General features: G+C 73.2%; 13 protein-coding genes. 9 read left to right on the top strand and 4 right to left on the bottom strand.

Features of this window, described 5'->3' with window-relative positions; translation table 11 throughout:
- Positions 1 to 96 precede the first annotated feature (96 nt).
- The gene (locus ACZ7KF_RS18655) at positions 97 to 1,674 is read left to right on the top strand and encodes a PucR family transcriptional regulator (protein ID WP_471075653.1); all 1,578 of its coding nucleotides are present in this window, start codon (positions 97 to 99) and stop codon (positions 1,672 to 1,674) included.
- Positions 1,675 to 2,083: 409 nt separating this feature from the next.
- Here the strand turns inward: ACZ7KF_RS18655 and ACZ7KF_RS18650 are convergent, their stop codons facing one another.
- Complete coding sequence (locus ACZ7KF_RS18650) at positions 2,084 to 3,049, bottom strand: LysR family transcriptional regulator (protein ID WP_471075650.1); 966 nt, start codon at positions 3,047 to 3,049, stop codon at positions 2,084 to 2,086.
- 117 nt (positions 3,050 to 3,166) lie between these two features.
- On the opposite strand from ACZ7KF_RS18650, the gene ACZ7KF_RS18645 reads away from it, so the two are divergent.
- Both ACZ7KF_RS18645 and ACZ7KF_RS18640 read left to right on the top strand, forming a co-directional pair.
- Entirely contained in the window at positions 3,167 to 4,189 is a 1,023-nt protein-coding gene (locus ACZ7KF_RS18645; protein WP_471076314.1) for a DMT family transporter, read from the top strand.
- A gap of 114 nt (positions 4,190 to 4,303) precedes the next feature.
- Entirely contained in the window at positions 4,304 to 5,749 is a 1,446-nt protein-coding gene (locus ACZ7KF_RS18640) for an aldehyde dehydrogenase family protein (protein ID WP_471075647.1), read from the top strand.
- Between the two features lie 210 nt (positions 5,750 to 5,959).
- Here ACZ7KF_RS18640 and ACZ7KF_RS18635 read toward each other — a convergent pair whose 3' ends face one another.
- The gene (locus tag ACZ7KF_RS18635; RefSeq protein WP_471075644.1) at positions 5,960 to 8,794 is read right to left on the bottom strand and encodes a glycoside hydrolase family 3 C-terminal domain-containing protein; all 2,835 of its coding nucleotides are present in this window, start codon (positions 8,792 to 8,794) and stop codon (positions 5,960 to 5,962) included.
- Positions 8,795 to 9,131: 337 nt separating this feature from the next.
- Here ACZ7KF_RS18635 and ACZ7KF_RS18630 point away from each other — a divergent pair, with 337 nt between their 5' ends.
- The 6 genes from ACZ7KF_RS18630 to ACZ7KF_RS18605 all read left to right on the top strand — a co-directional run bounded on the left by ACZ7KF_RS18630 (position 9,132) and on the right by ACZ7KF_RS18605 (position 17,912).
- Positions 9,132 to 10,832: an extracellular solute-binding protein gene (locus ACZ7KF_RS18630; protein WP_471075641.1), complete on the top strand. Its 1,701-nt coding sequence runs from the start codon at positions 9,132 to 9,134 to the stop codon at positions 10,830 to 10,832.
- Positions 10,829 to 11,854: an ABC transporter permease gene (locus ACZ7KF_RS18625; protein ID WP_471075638.1), complete on the top strand. Its 1,026-nt coding sequence runs from the start codon at positions 10,829 to 10,831 to the stop codon at positions 11,852 to 11,854. Before ACZ7KF_RS18630 ends, ACZ7KF_RS18625 begins: the two co-directional genes overlap by 4 nt.
- Complete coding sequence (locus ACZ7KF_RS18620) at positions 11,851 to 12,804, top strand: carbohydrate ABC transporter permease (protein WP_471075635.1); 954 nt, start codon at positions 11,851 to 11,853, stop codon at positions 12,802 to 12,804. The genes ACZ7KF_RS18625 and ACZ7KF_RS18620 overlap by 4 nt, the downstream gene beginning before the upstream one ends.
- Positions 12,805 to 12,994: 190 nt before the next feature.
- Positions 12,995 to 14,971: a beta-galactosidase gene (locus ACZ7KF_RS18615; RefSeq protein ID WP_471075632.1), complete on the top strand. Its 1,977-nt coding sequence runs from the start codon at positions 12,995 to 12,997 to the stop codon at positions 14,969 to 14,971.
- Positions 14,968 to 17,163, top strand: a complete 2,196-nt coding sequence (locus ACZ7KF_RS18610) for a glycosyl hydrolase family 95 catalytic domain-containing protein (protein ID WP_471075629.1) — start codon at positions 14,968 to 14,970, stop codon at positions 17,161 to 17,163. The genes ACZ7KF_RS18615 and ACZ7KF_RS18610 overlap by 4 nt, the downstream gene beginning before the upstream one ends.
- A gap of 35 nt (positions 17,164 to 17,198) precedes the next feature.
- A complete protein-coding gene (locus ACZ7KF_RS18605; RefSeq protein WP_471075626.1) occupies positions 17,199 to 17,912 on the top strand; it encodes a glycoside hydrolase family 12 protein in 714 nt (237 codons plus the stop codon).
- Positions 17,913 to 17,960: 48 nt separating this feature from the next.
- Here the strand turns inward: ACZ7KF_RS18605 and ACZ7KF_RS18600 are convergent, their stop codons facing one another.
- Together ACZ7KF_RS18600 and ACZ7KF_RS18595 are read right to left on the bottom strand one after the other, a co-directional pair.
- Positions 17,961 to 20,003, bottom strand: coding sequence for a glycoside hydrolase family 31 protein (locus ACZ7KF_RS18600; RefSeq protein ID WP_471075623.1), 2,043 nt, complete (start codon positions 20,001 to 20,003; stop codon positions 17,961 to 17,963).
- A gap of 79 nt (positions 20,004 to 20,082) precedes the next feature.
- The gene (locus tag ACZ7KF_RS18595) at positions 20,083 to 21,132 is read right to left on the bottom strand and encodes a LacI family DNA-binding transcriptional regulator (protein WP_471075620.1); all 1,050 of its coding nucleotides are present in this window, start codon (positions 21,130 to 21,132) and stop codon (positions 20,083 to 20,085) included.
- Between the last annotated feature and the right edge of the window lie 356 nt (positions 21,133 to 21,488).

Below are 21,488 nucleotides of genomic sequence, written 5' to 3'. Positions count from 1 at the left end.
CGCGTCGTACGGTGAGGCAGAATCGGCGTAGGCCGTTCGTACACAGCGGCCAAAAGATCACCGTGATCGCCGGATCTCCCTCATCGTGAAGGCCCCATGCCCCCGACTCTCGCCTCGCTCGTCCACCACTCCGCGCTCAAGCTGACCGTGCGCGCGGGCGAGGACCGCCTGGACGTTCCCGTCCGCTGGGCGCACGTCAGCGAGCTGGCCGACCCCGTGCCCTACATGGAGGGCGGCGAGCTGCTGCTGATCACCGCGCTCAAGCTGGACGCGGAGGATCCGGAGGCGATGCTTCGGTACGTACGGCGGCTGGCCGGCGCGGGCGTCGTCGGACTCGGGTTCGCCGTCGGCGTCAACTACGAGGAGATCCCGAAGGCCCTCGTCGACGCCTGTGAGCAGGAGAGGCTGCCCCTGCTGGAGGTACCCCGCCGCACCCCCTTCCTCGCCATCAGCAAGGCCGTCTCCGCGGCGATCGCCGCGGACCAGTACCGGGCGGTCACGGCGGGCTTCGCCGCCCAGCGCGAGCTGACCAAACAGGCACTCAACGCCGGCCCCGAGGGAGTCCTCACCGCACTCGCCGTCCAGGTCGACGGCTGGGCGGCGCTCTACGACGCCTCGGGCGCCGTCGTCGCCGCCGCGCCGGAGTGGGCCGGCCGCCGCGCCGCCCGGCTCACCACCGAGGTGGAACGGCTGCGGGAGCGGCCCGCCCCCGCCTCCTCCGTGGTCGGCGGACCGGAGCACGAGGACCGGGTGGAACTGCACTCCCTCGGTACCGGTCGCCGCCCGCGAGCGGCGCTCGCCGTGGGCACGGCCGCCGCGCTCGGCACCGCCGAACGGTACGCCGTCCACTCCGCCATCGCCCTGCTCACCCTCACCACCGAACGTTCCCGCTCGCTGCACGCGGCTGAGCAGCGCGTCGGTGCGGCGGTGCTGCGGATGCTCCTGGCCGGGGAACCCGATCACGCCCGGGCCGTCGCCGGGGACCTGTACGGCGGCTTGCTGGACGCCCCGTTCCGGGTGATCGTCGCCGAGTCAGGGTCCGGCACCGCGGGCGAGCCGCTGGGCGAACTCGCGGAGACCGTGGAGTCCGCCGCCGCCCGTTCGGGCGAGGCCGTGCTGGTCGTGCCCGACGGGGAGCGGCTGGTGGCGCTGGCCGCCGACGGCGGTGCGGCGGTGGCAGCGACCACCGCGTACGCGGCGGCGCGCGAGTCGGCGCGGGCGGCGGCCGAGCCGGGCCGCGCCGAGGAGGACGAACTGATCGTCGGCCTCTCGGCACCCTCCGGGCCGATCGCGGCGGCAGCGGCGTACAAGCAGGCCGAGCAGGCGCTGTCGGTGGCGCGGCGGCGGGGACGGGTGTTCGTGGAGCACGAGCAGCTGGCGGCCGGGTCCGTCCTTCCGCTGCTGGCCGACGACGCGGTGAAGGCGTTCGCCGACGGGTTGCTGCGGGCGCTGCACGAGCACGACGCGACGGGGCGCGGGGACCTGGTCGCCTCGCTGCGGGCGTGGCTGTCACGGCACGGGCAGTGGGATGCGGCCGCGGCCGACCTGGGGGTCCACCGGCACACGCTGCGGTACCGGATGCGCCGGGTCGAGGAGATCCTGGGGCGCAGCCTGGACGATCCGGACGTGCGGATGGAGCTGTGGCTCGCCTTGAAGGCGACGTCGACCGAGTGATCACCGCTTCCAAGGGCGGCTTCGCCGAGTGGTCACCTCTCCTGGGGGCGGCTTCGCCGAGTGGTCACCTCTCCTGGGGGCGGCTTCGACCCAGTGGTCACCTCTCCTGAAGGCGACTTCGGGCCGAGCCGCAAACCCAAAAGCGCCGCCCCCGCCCCCGCCCCGGCTCCTCCCGCCTTCCGGCTCTACCCGTTCCCCGGCTCTTCCCGCTCTCCGGCTCCTCCCGTCCCCCAACTCTTCCCGCTCTCCGTCTCCTCCCGCCCTCCGGCCCCACCCGTCCCCCAGCTCCTCCCGCCCTCCGGCCCCACCCGTCCCCCAACTCTTCCCGCCCCCGGCCCCACCCGTCCCCGGCCCCACCCGCCCTCCGGCCCGGTAGGCCGGGAGAGGTGGGGTGAAGGCGGGGCTTCGTTCAGGGGGTGAGGTGGGTCGGCTTGGTGGGGTGGTCGGGTTGCTGTCGGCGGGGTGCGGGACTCCGCGTCGGCGCCTCGGCTCGGGCCTGTGCGGTCAGGGCCTCCAGCAGGCGGGTGAGGACCGGCTGGCCCCAGGCACCCTCCCGGACCGCTGCCTGGATGGTGCGGACCGGTTCCGGATTGCGCAGTCGGCGGATCGTCACACCGGGATGGCGGCGGTCCAGACCCAGCAGGGGGACCAGCGCCACGCCGAGACCGGCCGCGACGAAGCCCTGGGCGGCCCGGTAGTCCTCGCCGTCCACCGCGAAGTCGGGCCGGAAGCCGGCGGCGGCGCACGCGTCCAGCACGGTGTCCAGGCAGGGGCCGGGCCGATCGCCGCCCACCCATGGCTCCGCCGCCAGGTCGGCGAGGTCCAGGACGCGCTTGGCCGCCAGCGGGTGCCCCTTCGGCAGGACCGCCCGGTACGGGTCGTCCAGGAGGTGGACCAGCCGCAGCCCGGAGCGGTCCGTCGTCCGCGGCCGTACCACCACCGCCAGGTCGGCCCGGCCGTCCAGCACCTCCGGCAGCGGGTCGGCGGGGTCGGTCGTCCCCAGGTCGAGGCGTACGCCCGGGTGGTCCGCGCGCAGGGCGGCGACCGCCGGAGCGACCAGTTCGGCGCCCGCCGTGGCGAAGTAGCGGACCGTCAGGCTCCCGTTCCGTCCGGCCAGCAGGTCGGCCAGGGCCGCGCCGGCCTCCGCCAGCTCCCGGTCGATCGCCGCGGCGTGCTCGGCCAGCAGGAGTCCGGCGGCGGTCGGCCGTACGCCGCGCCCGGCCCGCTCCAGCAGCGCCGTACCCGCCTGCCGCTCCAGCGCCGCCATCTGCTGGCTCACCGCCGACGGGGTGTAGCCGAGCGCGGTGGCGGCGGCGCTCACCGAGCCGCTGGTCACGACCGAGCGGAGGACCTGGAGACGTCGTACATCCAGCATGTAGCCCAGCTTAAAGGTCGCCCCGGAACTTTCACTTGTCCTCATGCGTTCCGTGGCCGCACCGTGGTCGGACGCCCCCGACCGGCCGTGGTCGGGGAGAAGAGGGGGTTTCCCGTGGTGCGTGTGGCCGTTCTCGCCCTGCTGTGGGGGTCGGGGTATCTGTGGACCGGGCTGGCGCTGCGGCACGGCCTGTCCCCTCTGCACATCACCGTGGTGCGGGCCGTTCTCGGGGCCGTCGTCCTGCTGGTGCTCGCCCGGCTGGCCGGCCAGCGCCTGCCCCGCGGGGCCACGGTGTGGCGCCGGATCGCCGTGGCCGCGCTGCTCTGCAACACGCTGCCGTTCTTCCTGGCCGCGCAGGGCGTGCGGACCGTGTCCACCGGTCTCGCGGGGGTGCTGAACGCGACGACCCCGCTGTGGTCGCTGCTGATCGGCCTCGCGCTCGGTACCGAACGGGACCGGCGCCCGGTACGGTTCGCCGGCCTCGTGCTCGGCTTCGCCGGGGTGCTGCTGATCTTCTCGCCGTGGAGCGCCCCGTCCTCGTCCGCCGACGGCGGATCGTTCGGCTGGGGCACGCTCGCCCTGCTCGGCGCGGCCCTCTCCTACGCGGTGGCCTTCGCCTACATGGGCAGGTTCCTCACCGCCGCCGGGAAGGAGGGCGCGGGGAACTCCCAGGGAGGCGGCCCCACGGGGGGAAGCGGGGACTCGGGCACGGGTACCGGTTTCGGGCCGCTCGCCGTCTCCGCGGCCCAGCTCACCGCCGCGGCCGGGCTCGGCGCGCTCGCGCTGCCGGCCGGCGGCACCTCGTCCGGCTGGACCGACCCGGAGGCGCTCGTCGCCGTCGCCGTACTCGGGATCCTCTGCACGGGGGTCACCTTCCACCTCAACTACCGGCTGATCGCCCTGGAAGGCCCGACGGCCGCCGCCACCGTCGGCTACCTGCTGCCGGTCGTCTCCACGGCCCTCGGCGCGCTCGTCCTGCACGAGCCGCTCGGCACGCGGACCATCGCCGGCATGGCCGTGGTGCTGGCGGGCGTCCACCTCGCCCGACGCAGGCCCGCACCCCCCGCTCCGCCCGCCCCGCCCTCCGCCCGGCTCGACCTCGCCCACGACCGGAAGCCGGCCCATCTCGCCAAACCGTAGTGGCCCCCACCCCGACTGCTACGACTCGGACAAACGACCCCCGGCCGCCGCCGCCCTACCGTGGACCACGCAAGCGAAGCACACCCCCAACGCGGAAGGGCCGGGACTCGTAACATGACTTCCACCCATGCCTTCTGGCTCGCCGGCCGCCAGGTCACCGGCGAGGACACCTTCGACGTGACCTCCCCGTGGGACGGCCGCACGGTCGGCAAGGTCAGCGTGCCCACCGACGCCCAGGTCGAGGAGGCCGTGGCCGCCGCGTACGCCGTGCGGGACGAGTTCGCCGCCACCCCGGCCCATGTGCGCGCCGCCGCTCTCGACCACGTCAGCAAGCGGCTGGTCGAGCGCACCGAGGAGATCGCCCAGCTGATCTCCGCCGAGAACGGCAAGCCGATCAAGTGGGCACGCGGCGAGGTCGGCCGCGCGGTCTCCGTGTTCCGGTTCGCCGCAGAGGAGGCCCGCCGGTTCAACGGCGGTGAGGCCCAGCGGCTCGACACCGACGCCGGCGGCCAGGGCCGCCTGGCGCTCACCCGCCGCTTCCCGAAGGGGGTCGTGCTCGGCATCGCGCCGTTCAACTTCCCGCTGAACCTGTGTGCGCACAAGGTCGCCCCGGCGATCGCCGCCGGCGCCCCGATCATCCTGAAGCCGGCCCCGGCCACCCCGCTGTCCGGCCTGATCCTCGGTGACCTGCTGGCCGAGACCGAGCTGCCCGCCGGTTCCTGGTCGATCCTCCCGGTCACCAACGACCGCATGCCCGCCCTGGTCCAGGACGAGCGTCTGCCGGTCATCTCCTTCACCGGTTCCGAGAAGGTCGGCTACGCGATCATGGACTCGGTGCCGCGCAAGCACTGCACGCTGGAGCTGGGCGGCAACGGGGCCGCGGTCGTCCTCGGCGACTACGCCTCCGACGCCGACCTGGACTGGGCCGCCACCCGCATCGCGACCTTCTCCAACTACCAGGGCGGCCAGTCCTGCATCTCCGTGCAGCGGGTGATCGCCGACGCGTCCGTGTACGACCGGCTGCTGCCGCGCATCGTCGCCGCCGTCGAGGCGCAGGTCACCGGTGACCCGTCCGACGCCAAGACCGACGTCGGCCCGCTGGTCAGCGAGGACGCCGCCCAGCGCGTCGAGTCGTGGGTGAAGGAGGCGGTCGAGGCCGGCGCCACGCTCCACACGGGCGGCGACCGTGACGGCGCCTCGTACGCGCCGACCGTCCTCACCGACGTCCCGGCGACCGCCACCCTCGCCTGCGAGGAGGTCTTCGGGCCGGTCCTCACCGTGCAGAAGGTGGACGGCGAGGCCGAGGCGTTCGCCGCGGTCAACGACTCCAAGTACGGTCTTCAGGCGGGCGTGTTCACCCACGACCTGCAGGTCGCCTTCCGTGCCCACCGCGCCCTGGAGGTCGGCGGTGTGGTGATCGGCGACGTCCCGTCCTACCGCGCCGACCAGATGCCGTACGGCGGCGCCAAGCAGTCCGGCGTGGGCCGCGAAGGCGTGCGGTTCGCGATGGAGGACTACACCTACGAGCGCGTTCTGGTCCTCACCGGACTCGCGCTCTGACCTGCCACGGACAGGTCGGAAACCGAACGGCCGCAGCCCACTGTGCGGGGGCTGCGGCCGTTCGTCCGTCCGCTGCCGCGCCCGCCCGCAGCCGCGACTCGCCTCCTTCTCCGAGCTGGTCTCCGAGCTGGTGTGGGCACCGCTGCCTTCCCGGTGCCGCGCTCCTTCCCCGTGCCGCGCCCCTTCCCGGTGCCGGGCCGCTCCGGACCTTCAACCGGAGAAGCCGACGTGCGCGAGCCGTAGCGGACCGCGCAGTCCTATGCGGACGTCGTGGACGCCCTCGGCGAAGAGCCCGGCGGCCAGGGTGGTGTAGGCGTACGGACCGGCCGTGGGGGTGTCCAGGGTGAGCACCGCCAGCACCGGGCCGCCGTCCAGGGAGAGTTCCAGCGTGCCCGCGCCCGCCAGCCGCGCGGTCACCTCGGCGACGCCCGAGCCGAAGTCGCAGGCGAGGTAGACCAGTTCGGCCGCCCCGCCCTGGGCCGGGGTCACCGCGTCGCCCGTGGCCCTCGTCCGGTCCACGAGCGCGACACCGGACTGCTCGTCGAAGTCGGCGGCCGGCAGTCCTCGCTCCAGCACCGGGCGGGTCGCCGGGGGCGGGCCGTCCAGGTGCACGGTCGTGCGCAGGCGGACGTCCTCGCTGGAGGCGCCGAGCAGCAGTTCGTACGGGCCCTGCTCCAGGCGCGGGCCGGCCTGCCGCACGTCCCAGAACTCCAGGGCGGTGAGCGGGACTTCGAAGGAGACGGAGGCCGTCTCGCCCGGGCTGAGCGTGAGCCGGCGGTGGGCCAGCAGCTCGCGGCGCGGGCGGGTCACCGACGGGTCCACCGCCCGGCCGTACAGCTGGACCACCTCGTCCGCCGGCCGGTCCCCGGTGTGGGTGACCGTGCAGCTCACGAGCAGCGAGCCGGCCGCCACGCGGGCCGCCGGGTCGGCGTACGCGAAGGACGCGTACGACAGACCGTGGCCGAAGGGGAAGAGCGGGGTGCCCTCGAAGTAGAGATAGGTCTGCCGGCTGCCGATCACGTCGTAGTCGAGCAGGTCGGGCAGGTCGGCGTCGGAGGCGTACCAGGTCTGGGGGAGCCGGCCCGCCGGGCAGACGTCGCCGGCCAGGACACGGGCCAGTGCCGTGCCCGCCGCCTGGCCGCCGTGCGCCGTCCAGAGCGCGGCCGGGATCCGGGCCGTGTCCACCGCGTACGGATACGCCGACACCAGCACCAGCACGGTGCGCGGGTTGGCGGCGCGGGCCGCGTCCAGCAGCCGCCGCTGGTGCTCCGGCAGCAGCAGGGTCGTACGGTCCTCGGTCTCCCGCCCGTTGATGTGCGGGTCGTTGCCCGCCACCACCAGGACGACGTCCGCCTCGCCCGCCACCCGGGCCACGGCCGCCTCGCCCCGCTCGACGGTGATCACCTCGAAGACGTCGCCCTCGTCGGCAACCTTCACGCCGTCGGCGGCGACCCGTACATGGCGACCCGTGCCCAGATGCCTGAGGAGGTGACCGCCGCGGTGCGGTTCGAGACGGAACGTCTCCTGCACGACCCAGCCGCCGGGCTGGTCGGCGGAGGCGCGGAGGCGGCCGTCCTCGGCGACCGAGACATAGCGGCCGTCGGGGGCGCGCAGCGTCAGCACCCCCTCGCCCCAGTCGGCCAGCGCGAACTCGGTGCCGACGGCGTCGGCGGTCAGCGGCGGCAGGTCGGTGCGGCCGGACAGCAGCGCGGGATCCAGGGCGCCCTCGGCGCCGCGCGTCCGGTCGGGGAGGTCCGCGGGCGGCACGGACAGGAACGCGCCGGCCGCCGTCCGCAGCCGGACCCGGTCCACGCCCTCCGCGAACTCCACGCGCCGCGCGCCGAACCGCTCGTACAGGCCCTCCAGGGGGGTGGAGCGGTGGAGGAGGCTGCCGCTGTACCAGTCGAGTTTGCACTCGTCGGCGAGCAGGCCGACGACCGCGATCCGGGTGTCCGGGGCGAGCGGCAGCAGACCGCCGTCGTTCTTCAGCAGGACGACGGCCTGCTCGGCGGCCTCCTGCGCGAGGGCCCGGTGCGCCGGGGTGTCGAACTCCCCGGTGCCCGCGTGCGGGTCGTAGCGCGGGTCGAACTCGCCGAGCCGGAAGCGGACCGAGAGCTGGCGGCGGACGGCGGTGTCGAGGTCCGCCTCCGTCACCAGGCCCCGCCGTACGGCCCCCCGGACCCGCTCCGTGATGCGCGAGGCGTCCGTGCCGTGGTCGGTGAAGCTGTCCACGCCGGCGAGCAGGGCTGCCGCCGTGGCCTCCTCGTGGGTGTCGAAGTAGTGCTCGGCGTCCACCAGGTTGGACGGCGCGCCCGCGTCCGAGCAGACCAGCAGCTCCTCGTCGGTCCAGGTGCGCAGCTGCTCGCGCAGGTACGGGGAGAGGTGGTTGGGGCGGCCGTTGACCAGGTTGTAGGCGGGCATCACCCCGGCCACCGCGCCCGCCTCGACCGTGTCCCGGAAGGCGCGCAGGTCGTACTCGTGCAGCACCCGTGGGCGCACGGAGGCCGACGAAGTGGCCCGGTCCGTCTCGTGGTTGTGTGCGAGCCAGTGCTTGAGCACGGGCGCGGTACGCCAGTAGCGGGGGTGGTCGCCGCGCAGGCCCCGCGTGTACGCGGTGGCGATGGCCGACGTCAGCCTCGGGTCCTCCGCGTAGCCCTCCTCGTTGCGGCCCCACAGGGGGTGGCGCAGCAGGTTGACCGTCGGGGCCCACACGTTGAGGCCGACCCGGTCGTCGCGGGCGCGCATCGCCCGGGCCTCCTTGGAGACCGCCTCGCCGATCCGCCGGACCAGCTCCGGGTTCCAGGTCGCCCCGAGGCCGACCGCCTGCGGGAACACCGTCGCCGGGCCCATCCAGGCGACACCGTGCAGCGCCTCCTGGCCGGTCCGCCAGGCGGCGATGCCGAGGCGCTCGACGGCCGGCGTGAACTGGTGCAGGAAGGAGATCTTCTCGTCCAGGGTGAGCCGCGCCAGCAGGTCGTCGATGCGCTTCGCGAACGGCAGGTGCGGATCGCGGAAAGGCGGCGTGGACGGCGGGTCAACGGTCACGAGCGGTTCCCCTTGCGCGTGGAGCGACAGGACGCATTCGAAGCGCTTCGATGCTCATTCGGCCGCAGCCGAGGTGTCAAGGTACTCGGCGGAAACAGGCGCGATTTCTCGGCAACAGCGCAAGGCTTGGCGGACCTACAGGTCGGCTTGGGGGCATCCGAGGAATCTTGGGAGTGACCCTTGTGTGCCCCCAGGTGTTCACTTAACCTCGCAGCAACATCGAAGCGCTTCGACTGACGTGCATCGCAGACGCGCTTCCGCTCAGCCGGATCCACTGAAGACACCGCAGCCGACGGCCCCCGCCGGGTGTCCTGGTGCGCCATGAAGGGTTGACGCAATGACGCCGAACGCCGCCTCCTCCGCCTCCAGCCGGAGGAGCCTCCCCGGCCGGAGAAGCTTCCTCGCCTCCACCGCGGTCGCCGCCGCGGCGGTGGCCGGCGGGCTGCCGCTGCTCACCGCCTGCGGAGGCGGGCAGGAGGGCCGCAAGGAGGGCACCACCTCCGGCAAGGCGGCACGGAAGATCCTCCCCGCGTACGTGGCGTCGAGCGTCGTCGCACCGGACATCCCCGCGAAGAACGGCTCCGCGGCCGGCTTCACCACTTCCGTCGCCCCGGACCGGCTGAAGACCTCCGTGCCGAAGCGGCTCGGCAGCGGCGGCAAGCTCACGATCATGGCCCCGCTGTGGGGCACCCCGCCGGACGACGACAACCCCTACTACCAGGCGATGAACAAGGCCATCGGCGTCGAGACCAGCTGGCGGAACCAGGACGGCAACACCTACGACGAGAAACTCGGCGCGGTCCTCGCCTCCAGCGACATCCCGGACGTCGTGGTCGTCCCCGGCTGGAACCTGATGGGCAAGATCCCCAGCGCCGTCAACGCCAAGTTCGCCGACCTCGGCCCCTACCTGTCCGGCGACAAGGTCAAGGACTACCCCAACCTGGCCGCCGTCCCCACCGACGCCTGGCAGCGCTCCCTCTTCGGCGGACAGCTGCGCGCGATCCCGCTGCCCGGCTCCTACGTCACCAACATCGCGCCCTTCTACCGCAAGGACGTCTTCGACCGGAAGGGCTGGCAACTCCCCAGGTCCACCGACGAGTTCCTCGCCTGGGCGAAGGAGGCCACCGACGCCAGGGGCGGGGTGTGGGCCTGCGCCGACATGAAGTGGACCGCCTTCAACGCCTTCGGTGTCCTGGGCGGCAGCGACAAGGCGCTGTGGTGGAACCTCCAGGACGGCAAGCTGGTCAACCGGGTGGAGACCGAGGAGTACCTCGAAGCCCTGGAGTGGGCCCGCAAGCTGTTCGCCGCGGGCGTGGTCCACCCCGACGACAAGGCCGGCAAGACCGCCAACCCGGCGAACGCCCGGTTCACCGCCGGCAAGCTCCTCGTCTACAACCAGGACCTGTCCGACTGGTTCGGCAAGACCTCCGAACAGCGCACCCAGAACCCCGACTTCGAGATGGCCGCGATGGACGTCTTCACCCACGACGGCGGCGACCCGCTGCTGTGGGCCGTCCAGCCGGCCAACATCTTCACCTTCGTCAGCAAGGCGGCGTCCGAGCGGAAGATCAAGGACTTCCTCGCGATCGCCGAATTCTGCGCCGCCCCCTTCGGCACGAAGGAGCGGCTGCTCGCCGAGTACGGCGTCCAGGGCACCGACTTCACCCTGGACAAGGGCGTCCCCACCAAGACCGCCAGGGGCGTCAACGAGGTCCTCGGCGCCTTCGACTACACCGGCAAGCCCGCCGCGTACGTCGCCCACCCCGACTTCCCCGACGTGACCCGGGGCATGGTCGAGTGGCAGCAGCGCATGGGCGCCTTCACCAAGAAGTCCTCCTTCTACGGCCTCACGATCACCGAACCCAGCCGCTGGGCCAACCTCGCCGACGACTTCGAGCAACTGGAGGACGACGTCGTACGCGGCCGCAAGAAGGTCGGCGACGTCCAGCAGGCGGTCTCCGAGTGGAAGAAGCAGGGCGGCGACGACCTGCGCGACTGGTACCGCAAGCTGCTCGACTCCACCGGCTCGGCGAAGTGACCGGCACCGTGTCCCGCGGCAGGGCCGGGGCGACCCGGGGCAGGAGGACCACGCCCGTGTCCGGCGGCGCCACCGGGCACCGGGAGCGCGTCGGCAGGCTCGGCCTCCGCATCAGGTTCCGGCGCGACCGCACCCTGATCCTGATGACCCTGCCGGTCCTCCTGCTGCTCCTGGTCTTCACCTACGTCCCGATCCTCGGCAACGTCGTCGCCTTCCAGGACTACGACCCCTACCTCAGCGACAACGGCTTCACCGCCGTCTTCCAGAGCCCCTGGGTCGGCCTCGACCAGTTCGAACGGGTCTTCGAGGACGCGGAGTTCTGGCACGCCGTCCAGAACACGTTCGTCCTGTTCTTCCTCCAGCTGGTGCTGTTCTTCCCGGTCCCGATCGCGCTCGCCCTGCTCGTCAACAGCGTGATCCGGCCCCGGGTGCGCGCGGTCGCCCAGGCGATCATGTACCTGCCGCACTTCTTCTCCTGGGTGCTGGTCGTCACCGTCTTCCAGCAGATCTTCGGTGGCGCCGGCGTGCTCGCGCAGACCCTGCGCGCGCACGGACACTCCGGCTTCGACGTCATGACCGACCCGTCCGTCTTCAAGTACCTGGTCACCGCGCAGATGGTCTGGAAGGACGCCGGCTGGGGCGTCATCGTCTTCCTCGCCGCGCTCGCCGCCGTCTCCCCGGACCTGTACGAGGCCGCCGCGATGGACGGTGCCGGGCGCCTGCGGCGCATGTGGCACATCACGCTGCCCGCGCTGCGGCCGGTGATCGCCCTGCTGCTCGTGCTGCGGGTCGGCGACGCCCTCACCGTCGGCTTCGAGCAGTTCCTGCTCCAGCGGCAGGCGGTCGGCCCGGACGCCTCCGAGGTGCTCGACACCTATGTGTGGTGGAACGGCATCCGCAATCAGGACTTCAGCTACGCGGCGGCGGCCGGCCTGATCAAGGGCGTCGTCGGACTGACCCTCGTCCTCGTGGCGAACAAGGTGGCCCATCTCATGGGCGAGCAGGGGGTGTACGAGAAATGAGCGCCGTGACCGACCGGGGGGCTCCGGCGGCACTCGACCAGGGCCGGCGGAGCCGGTGGGCGGCCCCGCCCCGGCCCGTGTGGGAGGAGGAACCGGCGAGGGCCGGGCTCGCCGCGAAGGGGCTGGTCCTCGGGATCGCCTGTCTCGCCGTGCTCTTCCCGCTGTGGATCGTCGTCGTCACCAGCCTCTCCCCGAAGAAGGTCATCGACGAGACCGGCGGGCTCGTGGTGATCCCCAAGGGCGTCACCTTCGTCGCCTACCAGGAACTGCTCGGCGGCGGCCAGGTGCAGCGGGCCGCGCTGGTCAGCGTCGGGGTGAGCCTCGTCGGCACGCTGTTCAGCATGACCGTGTCGGTCCTGTGCGCGTACGGTCTCTCGCGCCGGGGCTCGCTGGGCCACCGCTGGATCCTGATGACCCTGCTCGCGACGATGTTCTTCGGCGCGGGCCTGATCCCGACGTATCTGCTCGTCCAGGCGCTCGGGCTCACGGACACCTACCTGGCGCTGATCCTGCCCAGCGCGGTGAGCGTCTTCAACATCCTTGTGCTGCGGGGCTTCTTCATGGGCATCTCGCCGGAACTCGTCGACAGCGCGCGGATCGACGGGGCGGGGGACTGGCGGATCCTCGGGCGGATCGTGCTGCCGCTGTCCCGGGCCGTGCTGGCGGTGATCACCCTGTTCTACGCGGTCGGTTACTGGAGTGCCTGGTTCAACGCGTCGATCTATCTGACCGACCAGAAGATGATGCCGCTGCAGAACGTGATGATCCAGCTGGTGCAGAAGCAGGAACGGCCGGTGGGACTGTCGGCGCAGATCAACACCGGGCAACTGTCGCCGCTGGCGGTCCAGATGGCGGTGATGGTGATGGCACTGCTGCCGGTGGCCGTGCTCTCGCCGTTCGTCCAGAAACACTTCCGCAAGGGGATGCTGACGGGCGCGGTGAAGGGGTAGCCGGCGCCCGCTGATCGGGGGCGGCGCGGGTTCGCCGGCCACCGCCGGCCCGTCGTGGCTCGTCGCGCGGTTCCCCCGGTTCCGGCGTGGCTCGTCGCACCGTTCCCCGTGCCCCTTCGGGTGCTTCCCGCCGCCGCGGCCCGGCACCCGCATCGACCACCGACCCACGACACCCCATCCGAGGTATCCCATGCCCACCCGCAGACCCGTCCTCGCCGACGCCACCCGGGGCCGCGTCCTCTTCGGCGGCGACTACAACCCGGAACAGTGGCCGGAGGAGATCTGGCAGGACGACGTCCGGCTGATGAAGGAGGCCCGGGTCAACTCCGTCACCCTCGGCGTCTTCTCCTGGTCGAAGCTCGAACCCGAGCCGGGAGCAAGGGAGTTCGGCTGGCTGGACCGGCTGATGGACCTGCTGCACGAGGGCGGCGTCGGGGTCGTCCTCGCCACCCCCACCTCCTCCCCGCCGCCCTGGATGGGCCGCCTGCACCCGGACACCCTGCCCCGGGACGCCGACGGCCGGACCGAGTGGTGGGGCGGCCGGCAGCACTTCTCGCACTCCAGCGCCACCTACCGCCGGTACGCCGCCGCCATCACCGAGGACCTGGCCGCCCGCTACGGGGGCCACCCGGCCCTCACCATGTGGCACATCAACAACGAGTACTGCACCTTCGACCACGGCGACGAGGCCGCCGCCGCGTTCCGCCGCTGGCTGCGCGAGAAGTACGGCACCCTGGACGCCCTCAACTCCGCCTGGGGCACCGCCTTCTGGAGCCAGGGCTACGACACCTGGGACGGTGTCCTGCCCCCGCGTCACGCCCACTACCTGAAGAACCCCGGCCAGGTGCTGGACTTCCGGCGGTTCACCTCCGACATGCTCCTGGAGTGCTTCACCGCCGAGCGGGACATCGTCCGCCGGCACACCCCGCACCTCCCCGTGACCACCAACTTCATGCCGCTGTGGATCGGGCAGGACGCCTGGCGCTGGGCCGGTGAGGAGGACGTCGTCTCCGTCGACCTCTACCCCGACCCGCGCGACCCGCTGGGCGCACAGCACGGCGCGCTGGTGCAGGACCTGACCCGGTCGCAGGCGCGCGGGCCGTGGATGCTGATGGAGCAGGCGGCCGGACCGGTCAACTGGCGTGGCGTGAACCATCCCAAACCGCGCGGCCTCAACCGCCTGTGGTCCTTCCAGGCCGTCGCCCGCGGCGCCGACGCCGTCTGCTACTTCCAGTGGCGCCAGTCCCGGCAGGGCGCCGAGAAGTTCCACTCCGGGATGGTCGGCCACGCGGGGGAGGAGGGGCGTACCCATCAGGAGATCAGGCGGCTCGGGGCGGACCTCGCCCGGCTCGACGGGCAGCTGACCGACAGCCCGGTTCCGGCCGGCATCGCGATCCTGCACGACTGGCACTCCTGGTGGGCCGGGGCCCACGAAGGGCGGCTGTCGACGCGGGTGGACCTGCCGGAGGTGCTCACCGCCTGGCACCGGGCCCTGTGGGAGGCCCACCTCACCACCGACTTCGCCCACCCGGAACACGACCTGTCCGGCTACCGGCTCGTCGTCGCCCCCCAGCTGTACCTGCTCACCGACGCCGCCGTCGACAACCTCCTCGCCTACGTCCGCGGCGGCGGCACCCTGGTCTGCGGCTTCCTCACCGGCGTCGCCGACCAGGACGACCGGGTCCGGGCCGGCGGCATGGACGCCCGGCTGCGCGAGCTGTTCGGCATCCGGACCCTGCACGAGTGGTGGCCCCTGGAGGCGGGGGAGACCGTGGACTGCGACGGCTTCCGCGGGACGCTGTGGTCGGAGGAGATCGAGCCGGTGCCGGGAGCCGCCGAGACCGTCCCGTACCGGGGCGGCGAGCTGGACGGGCTGCCCGCCGTGCTCCACCGGGGCCGCGCCTGGTACGTCTCCACGCTGCCCGAGCCGGCGGCGCTGCGCTCGCTGCTGGCCGGTATCGCCGCCGGGGCGGGCGTGCGGCCGGTGCTGGAGGGGCTCCCGGCGGGCGTGGAGGCGGTGCGCCGGGGCGAGCTGCTGTTCCTGCTGAACCACGGGCGGGAGCCGGTCACCGTGCCGGTCCCGGGGACCCGCCGTGACCTGCTCGGCGGTGTCGCCGTCACCGGCTCGGTCACCCTCGGCCGCTACGGCGTGGCGGTGCTGCGGTGACGAGCGGGGCACCGGTCCACGGCACCTGGGAGCCGGCCCCGGCGGCGCGCTGGGAGGACGCCTACCTGACCGGGAACGGCCACCACGGCGCCCTTGTGTTCGGTGATCCGAACGATGAGCGGGTCGTCGTGACCCATCACGCCCTGGTCCGGCCGAACGGGGGCGAGCACGCCCGGCCGCCCCGGCTGGCCGCCGGACTCCCCGCCGTCCAGGACCGGTTGCTCGCCGGGGACCTCACCGCCGCCGAGGGCTTCACGGACGGCCGCCCGCTGCAGTGGGTGCAGCCCTTCCACCCCGCCTTCGAGATCCGGGTACGCCGACCGGACGGCGGCGGCCGGGACCTGTGCCGCGCCGTCGACTTCACCAGCGGCGAGGCCACGGCGGTCCGCGCCGGCGCCGGCAGCCGGGTCTTCGTCTCCCGTGCGGACGACGTGATCGTGCACGAGGTCACCGCGGGCGACCTCGCCGTGTCCCTGGACCACCGGCTGCCCGGCGCCCCGGCCGGCCTGCGGGTCGGCCACGGCTCGCTGCTCACCCCCGAGGGCGCCCTGCTGACCCTGCGCGCCCGCTACCCCGGCAGCGACCGCGCCTACACCGGGGTCACCCTCGTCGCCGTCTCCGGCGGCCGCACGGAACTCGTCCCGCCGGGCGTCCGCGTCACCGGCGCCCGTTCGGCGCTGCTGCTCACCCGGGTGCGCCGGCATCCCGGCGAGGCGGACGTGCTCGCCGAGGCCCGGCTGCTCCAGGGGCTGCTCGCCGGTACCGAGCGGCCCTACGACAGCCTCCTCGCCCGCCATCTGGACCGGCACCGCACCGCCTATCTCCGGGTCACCCTCGATCTCGGCGCCGACCCGGCCGAGCGCGCCCTGCCCGGCTCACGGCTGCTGGCACGCCCGCACAGCCCCGCCCTGCTGGAGCGGCTCTTCGCCGCCGGCCGCTACCACCTGCTCTCCAGCGGCGGCCTCCACCCGCCCCGGCTCACCGGGCTGTGGACCGGCGACTGGGACACGGCCTGGTCCGGGGCGTTCACCACGAACGCCAACCTCAACCTGCAGACCGCCACCGCGCCCGCCGCCGCCCTGCCCGAGGTCACCGAGGCACTGGCCGGTTTCGTGGCCCGGCAACTGCCGGACTGGCGGGCCAACGCCCGCGCGATCTTCGGCACCCGGGGGGCGGTCGCGCCCTCGCACACCGACGGCGAGTCCGGGCTGACGTACCACTTCAGCCGCGAGTACCCGCTGCACCTGTGGACCGCGGGAGCGGACTGGCTGCTCAAACCGCTGGTCGACCACGACGAGATCCGCGGCGAGCGGGACCCGCGCACCGCCGCCGCCCTCGCCGAGGCGGCCGTCTTCTACGAGGACTTCCTCACCCGCACCGACGCCGCCGGCCGACTGGTCGTCGTGCCCTCCTACTCGCCCGAGAACCGCCCGCGGGGCGGCAGCCGGGGCGCGCTCAACGCGGCCATGGACCTCTCCGCCGCCCGGCACACCCTGCGCACCGCCGCCCGCTACCACCCCGAGCACGCCGAGAAGTGGCGGGCACTGGCGGACCGGCTGCCCCCGCACCGGGTCAACGCCGACGGCGCCCTCGCCGAATGGGCCTGGCCCGGACTCGACGACACCTACGACCACCGCCACCTCAGCCACCTGTACGGCGTCTGGCCGCTGGAGGAGATCACCCCGTACGACACCCCGCGCCTGGCCGCCGCCGCCCACCGCGCCCTCGCCCTGCGCGGCGCCGAGAACGACTCCGCCCACGGCCATCTGCACCGCGCCCTGATCGCCGCCCGGCTCGGGGACGCCGGCCGGGCCGCCCACGCCCTCGGCGGGGTGCTGGCCGGCGACTTCTTCCACGACTCCCTGATGAGCGCCCACTACCCAGGCCGCGACGTCTACAACGCGGACGCGGCCCACACCCTGCCCGGCGTGCTGATCGAGATGCTCGTGCAGTCCACCCCGGACCGGCTCGTCCTGCTGCCCGCCGTCCCGGACACCTGCCCGCGCGGCGCACTGCGCGGGGTGCGCACCCGGTTCGGCGCCGAGATCGACCTCACCTGGGACCCGGACGGCGCCCGTGCCGTCGTGCGGCCCGACCGCACCCACCGCATCGAACTGCGGACTTCCTCCGGCGCCCGGCAGCTCGCCCTCGTCGCCGGAGAAGACCGCGTCCTCACCCTGGAGGCGCGGTGACCGGAGCAACTCCCCCCACCCATGGAAGGGACACCATGGCACCAAACACGCTGAGCGGGGTCGCCAAGGCCCTGATCGCCCCCGCCCTGGCCCTCGGCGCCACCGTCGGCCTCGCCTCGGCGCCCGCCTCCGCCGCCGTCTGGAGCTCCTGCGACCAGTGGGGCAACACCACCCTGAACGGCTACACCCTCTACAACAACATCTGGGGCTCCGGTGCCGGCAGCCAGTGCATCCGGGCCGACTCCGGCACCCACTGGGGCGTCCGGGCCGACCACCCGAACACCGGCGGGATCAAGTCCTACCCCAACGCCAAGAAGGTGATCAACAAACCGATCACCGCGCTGACCTCGCTCACCAGCAGCTACAACGTCACCGTGCCGTCCTCCGGGGCGTACAACACGTCGTACGACATCTGGGACACCGGCTACAAGTACGAGGTCATGCTCTGGGTCAACAAGACCGGCCCGGTCGGCCCGCTCGGCACCTCGCAGGGCTCCCTGACCCTGGGCGGCGCCACCTGGACCGTCTACAAGGGCAACAACGGCTCGAACGACGTCTTCTCGTTCGTCCGCGGCGCCAACTCCAGCTCGGGCAGGATCGACATCCTGCCGATCCTGAAGTGGATCAAGGACACCAAGGGCTGGTTCGGCGACGTCACCATCGGCGACGTCCAGTTCGGCTACGAGATCACCTCGTCGTCCGGCGGCCTGGACTTCACCACCAACAGCTACGCCGTCACCAGCGGCTGAGCCGCGCGACCGGGGCCGGTCCCGCGGGGGACCGGCCCCTTCGTGCGCTCACCCGGCGATCGGCAGCTCGGCACCGTCCCGCAGGAAGAGCGGGATGCGGTCCAAGGGAGCGTCGACGGTGACGGCCGCGCCGCCCTCGTACGTCTCCCCGGTCCACGCGTCGGTCCACGCCGCCCCCGCCGGGAGGTACGTCGTCCAGGTCGTCGCGCCCGGCCGCAGGACCGGCGCCACCAGCAGATCGGCACCGAACAGGTAGGCGTCGGCCACCTCCCAGGCCGCCGAGTCCTCGGGGAACTCCAGGAACAGCGGCCGCATCACCGGCAGTCCCTCCTCGTGGGCCTCCCGCATCACCCGGAGCACATACGGCCGCAGGCGCTCGCGCAGCCGCAGGTACTTCTCCAGCACGGCGCCGGCCTCCTCGCCGTAGGACCACGCCTCGTTCGGGCCGCCCGTCATCTCCGGACCCAGCGGCATCCCCGGGTCCCGGAAGCCGTGCAGGCGCATCAGCGGGGACAGCGCACCGAACTGGAACCAGCGGATCATCACCTCGCGGTACGCCGGGTCGTCCGGGTCGCCGCCGTGGAAGCCGCCGATGTCGGTGTTCCACCAGGGAATGCCGGACAGCGCGGTGTTCAGGCCGGCCGCGATCTGACGGCGCAGCGTCGCGAAGTCGGTGCCGATGTCACCGGACCACAGGGCCGCGCCATGGCGTTGGCTGCCCGCCCACGCCGAGCGGTTCAGCGTGAGCACGTCCGTCTCGCCCGCCGCCAGCAGGCCCTCGTGGAAGGCGCGGGCGTTCTCGCGCGGGTAGAGGTTGCCGACCTCCAGTCCCGGGCCCGCCCAGTAGCGCAGGTTCTCCGGGAAGCCCGGCTTCAGCTCCGGCTCGCACGCGTCCAGCCAGAAGGCCGTGATGCCGTACGGCGTGAGGTAGTTGTCCCGGACGCGGGACCACACGAACTCCCGGGCCTCGGGGTTCGTGGCGTCGTAGAAGGCCACCTGGACCGTGGAGTCGACCCCCTTGTCCGGCCAGTCGGCGTGTGCCAGCGGGCCGTACTGGGTGCCGATGAAGTGGCCGCGCTGTTCCATGAGCGCGTGGTTCTCGGACAGCGGCGACACCGACGGCCACACGGAGACGACCAGCTTGACGCCCAGCTCGTCCAGTTCACGGACCATCGCCGCGGGGTCCGGCCACTCCTTCGGGTCGAACTTCCACTCGCCCAGATGGGTCCAGTGGAAGAAGTCGCAGACGATCGCCGACAGGGGCAGGCCCCGGCGCCGGTACTCCCGGGCCACGGCCAGGAGTTCCTCCTGGGTGCGGTAGCGCAGCTTGCACTGCCAGAAGCCCGCCGCCCACTCCGGGAGCATCGGCGAACGGCCGGTCACCGCCGTGTAGGTGCGCTGCCCGTCGGCCGGGGTGCCCGCCGTGATCCAGTAGTCGATCTGCCGGGCGGAGTCCGCGACCCACCGGGTGCCGTTGCCGGCCAGCTCCACCCGGCCGATCGCCGGGTTGTTCCACAGCAGGGTGTAGCCCCGGCTGGACACCAGCACCGGGACGCTCACCTCGGCGTTGCGCTGCACGAGGTCCAGCACCAGGCCCTTCTGGTCCAGCCGGCCGTGCTGGTGCTGGCCCAGGCCGTACAGCCGCTCGCCCTCGTAGGCGGCGAACCGCTGCTCCAGCCGCTGGTGGCCGTTGCCGACCGCCGTGTACAGGCGGGGCCCCGGCCACCAGAAGTGGGCGCGGTCCTCGGCGAGCAGTTCCGTGCGGCCGGCGGTGCGCAGAAAGCGGACCAGACCGTCCACGGACACCTCGACGGTCAGCGCGCCGACCGTCAACGTCCCCGAGGCGGGGCCGAGTTCGACCGTGCTGTCGGCGGGCGGGCGGTCGTCGAGCAGCGCGCCCGGCAGTCCTTCCAGCACCGGGCCGCCGAGCCGGGCCCGTACCCGGACCGCGTCCGGACCCCAGGGCTCGATCCGCAGGGTCTCCTGACGGCCGCTCCACTCCAGTGCCCCGTCCCGTTCCCGGAACGAGCCGACGGTGGGGGAGGACTGAGCGAGACCGACCTCGGGCTGCGCGACGGCGGACTGATTCACGGCGGCTCCTGAAGCGAGGAGTGCAGACAGGGACAGCGGGCAGAGGGGTGCCCCCGAAAGGGGCCGGAACCGGCGGGTGTCAGGACGCGGCCGGTGCCGGTCCCGAACTCGCCCGCACCGTCAGCTCGGGCGCGAGCAGCACGACCTCGTCGCCGCCCCGCCCGTCCAGCTTGGCCACCAGGTGCTCCACGGCCCGCCGGCCCATCTCCTGGGCGGGGATGGCGGCCGAGGTCAGCCGCACGGAGGCCTGGACGGCGACCTGGTCCGGGCAGATCGCGACCACGGAGACGTCCTCGGGCACGGCCCGGCCCTGCTGGCGCAGCAGCGCGAGCAGCGGCTCCACCGCCGACTCGTTCTGCACCACGAACCCGGTCGTCGCCGGGCGCTCGTCGAGGATCCGGGCCAGCGTGAGGGCCATCGCGTCGTACCCGCCCTCGCACGGGCGGTGCAGCAGCCGAAGGCCCGCCTCCCGGGCCGCGGAGCGCAGCCCGTCGAGGGTGCGCTCGGCGAAACCGGTGTGCCGCTCGTAGACCGCCGGGGCCTCGCCGATGACAGCGACATCACGGTGACCGAGCCCCGCGAGATGTTCCACGCACAGCGCGCCGGTCGCGCTCCAGTCGAGATCCACGCAGGTCAGGCCGGTGGTGTCGGCGGGCAGGCCGATCAGGACGGAGGGCTGCTCGGCCCCCGCTCCCGCCTTCCCTCCAGCGGGGGCGCCCCCACCCCGCAGCAGCGGCAGCCGCTCGTCCGCCAGCTCGACGTCCATCAGGATCATCGCGTCGGCCAGTCCGCTGCCGGTGACCCGGCGCACCGCGTCGGGGCCCTCCTCGCCGGTGAGGAGCAGGACGTCGTAGCCGTGGGCGCGGGCCGTGGTGGCCACCGCGATGGCGATCTCCATCATCACCGGCACGTACATGTCGGTGCGCAGCGGGATCATCAGCGCGATGATGTTGGACCGTTTGCCGGCCAGGGCGCGGGCGCCGGCGTTGGGGTGGTAGCCCAGCTCCCGGATGCTCTGCTCGACCCGCTGCCGCGTGGTGGTGGAGATGGACCGCTTGCCGCTGAGGACATAGCTCACCGTGCTCGCCGAGACTCCGGCGTGCTGGGCGACCTCGGCGAGGGTGACCATCCAGCTCTCCAAGCTTTGTGAAGCGCTTCGACACTGCGCATTGCCGACAAGGTGAGTGCGGGCGTGAGTGACACTAGCTCCAGCGGGGCCGGGGTGTCCATAGCCTGTCGAAGCGCTTCGACAGTGAGGGTGGTGATTTCCGCTGTCGGCTCCTACGGGGACCTTCCCCGGCGGGCGACGGCCCTCGTCCCCACGGTGTACCGGAACCTCCCCCGGAAGGGTCTCCGGCGCAACACCGCGCGGACACCCGTTCGGCGCAAGCCGCCTCCCGCGGGGAGGCGCACCCCCGGGACCCGGGCCGGCGCCGAGGTCCGCAAGGGTTCCGGGCGGCTCGGCACCCCCTCTCGCCCGGCCGG

It is taken from the genome of Streptomyces sp. NPDC038200 (assembly GCF_055600785.1).
This window is presented reverse-complemented; position numbering and strand designations above follow the sequence as displayed.